Origin of the sequence: Massilia sp. CT11-108 (assembly GCF_047302915.1) — a bacterium.
Taxonomy (GTDB): domain Bacteria; phylum Pseudomonadota; class Gammaproteobacteria; order Burkholderiales; family Burkholderiaceae_D; genus Telluria; species Telluria orientalis.
The window spans coordinates 1-241 of record NZ_JBKYMO010001726.1 but is presented as its reverse complement, the minus strand read 5'-3'; the positions used below and the strand labels follow the sequence as shown (position 1 = coordinate 241).

The 241-nt window shown below is 75.5% G+C and carries 1 protein-coding gene; it reads left to right on the top strand.

Annotated features, from left to right (window positions below):
* Positions 1–16: 16 nt before the first annotated feature.
* A partial coding sequence (locus ACEN88_RS36165; RefSeq protein WP_413347192.1) for a hypothetical protein occupies positions 17–241 on the top strand: 225 nt, incomplete at its 3' end.

The window sequence follows — 241 nt, the reverse complement described above, 5'->3', positions numbered from 1 at the left end:
GCTCTGCGACGCCGGCATGCCCACGCTGGCCGACGTCCCCGTGCTTGCCGCCGACCCGCTGCTCGCCGACGCGCTGCAGGATGCCTTCAACGCGGGCCGTTTGCCCGGTGCGCTGATCGAAGCGGAGATCCGGCGCGCGCTGCTGGACAGCCCGCGCGACGCCACCTTGCTGGCCGCCGTGCTGCTGGCGGCCGTCGCGCTCGACCGCTTCCACGGTGGCCGCCGCGCCATGCTGCTCGCC